The following is a 3,975-nucleotide window of genomic DNA, read 5'->3' on the forward strand; positions in this document are numbered from 1 at the left end:
TCGCTGCCCCGACCGCCCATGACCTCGCACGAATGAAAATCGGCGGGAAGGGTTTCGGAATCGAGGCGACACATAGTGAAAAGAGCAGAGATGCCGTTGATCTCGGCCTCGCGGAAATCCCTGATATCCGCGAAAGGAATGGATGATTCGTATGCCATGATATGGAAATGACGCCGCCCGCTCGTTGCGGAGCAGGCGGCAGGTTATTAAAGAAAGATTCGGTACCACGCCCCGAGCAGATAGACATTACCTTCCACATAGAGTGAGTATAAGTCCGTAGAGACAATCCGCAGGAACAGAGTCCTGTCGCCGCGCAGTTTCCCGATCTGGCGCCGGAGCGCTTCGGCGGGAAAGGGTTTGCGCGAGATGAACCGTCCGCGGATCTCTGCCTCCGAGGGGAGGTATTCGTACAAGCGGTAATTGAGCGCCAGCCAGCGAAGGATTTTACGGCGGGTTTTCGCATCGTCCGTCCGCAGTGTGAAACGGTTGAAACAAAGATTGTTCATCGTAAATCGGAGTTAGTTCAGTGACAAGGCCTGACAGAAATAGTCCGTATAATCGAAGTCCAGTCCCAGCCCAGAACAGGCCGTTTCAAGATCGCCGTAGCACAGAGCCCCGGCATCCCGCAGTTCCCGCAGGTTGCGAAGTTCCGCGGTCAAATATTCCTCGGCGCGACGTTCGCCGCAGCGGCACGCAGTGCAGATATTTTCGATAATAATGTTTCGTTCCATAGTCGTTTAAGGTTTAGGTGTGAATTTATTGTCGGAGAGTGCAAGGAAATCGTCGAGCGTGCGGCACCGATAGTCCAAAGAGATCTTTTCGCTGTAATCCGTCTGCCGGATATCGAAAGTATAGGTCAGACCGTTACGAATGATCTGGCCGTGACTTTTGTCATGAACCCAAACCACATCGGACAGAGCCTCCAACCGGTTGCGGTACCCGGTCATTTTGCGTTCGTTCTCCGCATCGATCCGTTCGAGATTCCGGAAACCCTGCGTGAGGTATTCCACCCAGTCGTCGATCTTCTTTTTGGTGAAGACCCCGATACGGTTCGGAGCGGTTTGTTTGTCGAAAGCCTTGCCGTAGGAGTAGTTGTCCGCGTATCGGAAGAACGACCAATCGCAACGGAGCTCGTAATAGGTTTTCGGATAGGTGTATTTGCGGACGAGAAACAGGATACCGTTCCTGCGGAAACCGGTGCAGGCTTCCTCGAAATAGTTCTTCAGGCTGTCTGCGGCGTGTGTAACACGATAGAACAAGGCTGCCTCCGGAACGAACTCCTGCACCGCTTCCAATACGGCCGATGCGCTTTGAATAGCCCGCTCTATGTTATCCTCGGCATTGGCGAGCAGCAGCTCGTCGAAGGTCGACTGATCGATCCACTTTCTCATCGCCGGGCCACCTGCCTGCGGCAGGATTCAGTTTCCCGCAGGTCGTCGTTCAACGTCGGAATAAGGATCGTACACTCGGCATCGGGTCGTCCGAGGAAACATTTCACCTTTACCGATGCCTCCACGCCGTCCCGGGCGTAGGTCTTGAAACGGTAGTCGTAACCCGCTACCGCAATCTCGAATTTCTGATTCTTCATATTCGAAATGGATTTTAGTTTGACATAAGGCCGGCAGATCCCCGCTATGAAAGAGAGAAGCCGGCTTCGGGGCGGGATATTCAGCGACGGCACGGACAAGGCAAATTTTTGAGGGGCGATACGACCCGAAGGGTGGAGATCGTGCCGCAAAAATTTGACGCCGGAACGTGTCCGGCGCTATCTTGCCCCGAGGCCGGCGTTCACAAAGGGATTTTTAATTATTATTCGTGCTGTCTCAAAACAAAAAGAGACTGCTGCGGATGCAGTCAGTCCCTTTCAGCACGAACGGATCAGCGCACCTCGAACTGCGGTATCCGGGAGAGGGTCTTCCGCAGCTTCCGGCGGTAGAAAAGTTCAGTAAGCGCAAGCAACTCGTAGGTATCGTACATCATCTGTCCGTTGACGGTACGGGCGCGGATCATCCGCTTTTTGCGGCATTGTTCGAGCTGGTGACGGTCCAGACCCAGCACCTCGCAGACCTTGCGGGCCGAGAGGAACATCGGGCGGTCGCTGTGGCTCAACAGGTGTTCGAAGAGCAATAGGGATTGTGTCAGCAGGAAATGCGTGCGGAGCAGGTGCTCCAAGGCTCCGGACTCCACCAAATAATACTTGTTAGGCATAGGGTTATGAATTAAAGGTTCCTGATCCGGTTTTTAAGTTCTTTTCGCTGCCGGCACTCCGTGTCGATCCGCTCGACAAAACGGTTTATCTCGGCAGCGGAGAACATAAGACGGCGCCCGAAGTGGAACCCGGTGAGCTGACCGCTGACGCAGTAACGGCGCAACTGACGGTCGCTGATCTTCAGCAGGTCGCAGACCTCGCTCACTTCAAGGACCGGCGTACCGCAAAGCATATTCCGGTGACGTTTCATATAGGCGATATCCTCGCGGATCTCACGAATGATTTCCAAAATCTCATCGAGTCGTTCCATAATCGGGTTGCAGTAGGTTTTCGCCGCAAAGATGCAATGACCGAATAATGAGTTGATACAAGTATGTAAATACATAATATATTTATATACTTTATTGCAAAGTGTCTACACGGAGAATTTCGTTGCCAGTTTCTCCCGGAGCATGGTAACCTCACGGTCGATCATCGGCGGGGTGACTTTCGCATAGATTTGAGTGGTGGTGATATTTTTATGTCCCAGCATCTTCGAAAGCGTCTCCAGACTCACGCCGTTCGACAGGCAGATCGTCGTGGCGTACGTGTGCCGGGCAAGGTGGAATGAGAGTTGTTTGTCAATGCCGCACTCCCGGGCGATGTTTTTCAGGCTGTCGTCGATCGAATCGAGTGTAGACATGGCAAAAACACGTCCGTCGCCGGTCAGACCCCGATACTTGTTCAGGATGAACAACGCATAAGGCAGCAACTTGACAACGTATTTGGTTTCGGTCTTCTGGCGGTTGCCGCTGATCCACCACTCGCCCTGCGCATCCTGCTCGATCCGGTCATAGGTCAGCGAGGCCATATCCGCATAGCAGATGCCCGTGAAGCAGGAGAACAGGAACATATCGCGGTTATAGTCCTGACGCTTATACCGCAGCTCGGTAGTCATCATACGCCGGAGTTCATCTTCCGTTAAAAAACTACGTTCCGGATTCGGAGCCGTATATTGATAGAGGGAAAAGGGGTTGCGAGGCATCCAGCCGTTGTTGAACGCGATTTTGACAACGTATTTCAGGCATTTGAGATAACCGCTGACGGTCGTAGGCTTGAGCCCCAGATCGGATTTAAGGTAGACGTGGTATTGCTCGATGAACGACTGTTCCAACTCCGCCAACGGCATATCGCTCACGTTATACTCCTTACGCATGAAAGTCCGCAGATGGTCGATGGATTTATAGTAGCGGTTCCATGTACCGTGGCAGCGGTCGATGCCGACACGTTTCTTGAGGTCGCCGGTGAATTTCTCGAACGCTTCGAGAAGCAGCCGGTATTTCTCTCCGAAGCCGAGATAGGCATTCTTGACCTTTTCGGCCGTAACGTATGACTCCCGGTCGCAGATATCCTGATAGTGCTTGCCGATCTGGGTGCGGATGTTGTCCAGATGACGGTTGATGCGATCCGCTTCGAGACTGCGGCCTTTGGCGCGGCCGCCGCTGACCTCCCAAAGCATCTCCGGAACGGAGAGCTTCGCGCTGAACTGGGCGATGCTACCGTTGACCGTGATGCGACCCATGACAGGGACGACTTTCTGATCTTTGTCTTTGTTCCTTTTAAGGTAGAACAGAACCTTGAACGTGCTGCGCATAAACTCTGCTTTTTAGGGTTGCAAAAATAATTTCAGCAGAGTCGTATGTCAAGATGAATAACGATGCAAGAAACTGAAAATCACGTTTCTATGAATAATAGAGCGAAAGAAACGAGGTAACGATTTGGAAACC

7 protein-coding genes are annotated in these 3,975 nt (G+C 52.7%); all 7 read right to left on the minus strand.

Annotation, left to right across the window (positions count from 1 at the left end; all coding sequences use genetic code 11):
• Positions 1–206: 206 nt before the first annotated feature.
• The 7 genes from DWW03_RS15525 to DWW03_RS15555 all read right to left on the minus strand — a co-directional run bounded on the left by DWW03_RS15525 (position 207) and on the right by DWW03_RS15555 (position 3,842).
• Positions 207–506: a hypothetical protein gene (locus tag DWW03_RS15525; RefSeq protein ID WP_015546439.1), complete on the minus strand. Its 300-nt coding sequence runs from the start codon at positions 504–506 to the stop codon at positions 207–209.
• Positions 507–518: 12 nt separating this feature from the next.
• The gene (locus DWW03_RS15530; protein ID WP_009596292.1) at positions 519–731 is read right to left on the minus strand and encodes a hypothetical protein; all 213 of its coding nucleotides are present in this window, start codon (positions 729–731) and stop codon (positions 519–521) included.
• 6 nt (positions 732–737) lie between these two features.
• On the minus strand, positions 738–1,391 hold the full coding sequence (locus DWW03_RS15535) for a hypothetical protein (protein WP_118407004.1): 654 nt from the start codon (positions 1,389–1,391) through the stop codon (positions 738–740).
• Complete coding sequence (locus tag DWW03_RS15540) at positions 1,388–1,588, minus strand: hypothetical protein (protein WP_055203990.1); 201 nt, start codon at positions 1,586–1,588, stop codon at positions 1,388–1,390. Before DWW03_RS15540 ends, DWW03_RS15535 begins: the two co-directional genes overlap by 4 nt.
• A gap of 290 nt (positions 1,589–1,878) precedes the next feature.
• Positions 1,879–2,208: a hypothetical protein gene (locus DWW03_RS15545; protein WP_118407005.1), complete on the minus strand. Its 330-nt coding sequence runs from the start codon at positions 2,206–2,208 to the stop codon at positions 1,879–1,881.
• Positions 2,209–2,219: 11 nt separating this feature from the next.
• Complete coding sequence (locus DWW03_RS15550; protein ID WP_118407006.1) at positions 2,220–2,519, minus strand: helix-turn-helix domain-containing protein; 300 nt, start codon at positions 2,517–2,519, stop codon at positions 2,220–2,222.
• Between the two features lie 105 nt (positions 2,520–2,624).
• Positions 2,625–3,842 (minus strand): site-specific integrase, encoded by a 1,218-nt coding sequence (locus DWW03_RS15555; protein WP_118407007.1) that lies wholly within the window; start codon positions 3,840–3,842, stop codon positions 2,625–2,627.
• Between the last annotated feature and the right edge of the window lie 133 nt (positions 3,843–3,975).

It is taken from the genome of Alistipes sp. AF14-19 (assembly GCF_003461645.1).
GTDB classification, from domain to species: Bacteria; Bacteroidota; Bacteroidia; order Bacteroidales; family Rikenellaceae; genus Alistipes; species Alistipes shahii.

Coding starts and splice junctions, on each gene's coding strand:
- DWW03_RS15525 (WP_015546439.1), bottom strand. CDS start 506: ATGAACAATCTTTGTTTCAACCGTTTCACACTGCGGACGGACGATGCG.
- DWW03_RS15530 (WP_009596292.1), bottom strand. CDS start 731: ATGGAACGAAACATTATTATCGAAAATATCTGCACTGCGTGCCGCTGC.
- DWW03_RS15535 (WP_118407004.1), bottom strand. CDS start 1,391: ATGAGAAAGTGGATCGATCAGTCGACCTTCGACGAGCTGCTGCTCGCC.
- DWW03_RS15540 (WP_055203990.1), bottom strand. CDS start 1,588: ATGAAGAATCAGAAATTCGAGATTGCGGTAGCGGGTTACGACTACCGT.
- DWW03_RS15545 (WP_118407005.1), bottom strand. CDS start 2,208: ATGCCTAACAAGTATTATTTGGTGGAGTCCGGAGCCTTGGAGCACCTG.
- DWW03_RS15550 (WP_118407006.1), bottom strand. CDS start 2,519: ATGGAACGACTCGATGAGATTTTGGAAATCATTCGTGAGATCCGCGAG.
- DWW03_RS15555 (WP_118407007.1), bottom strand. CDS start 3,842: ATGCGCAGCACGTTCAAGGTTCTGTTCTACCTTAAAAGGAACAAAGAC.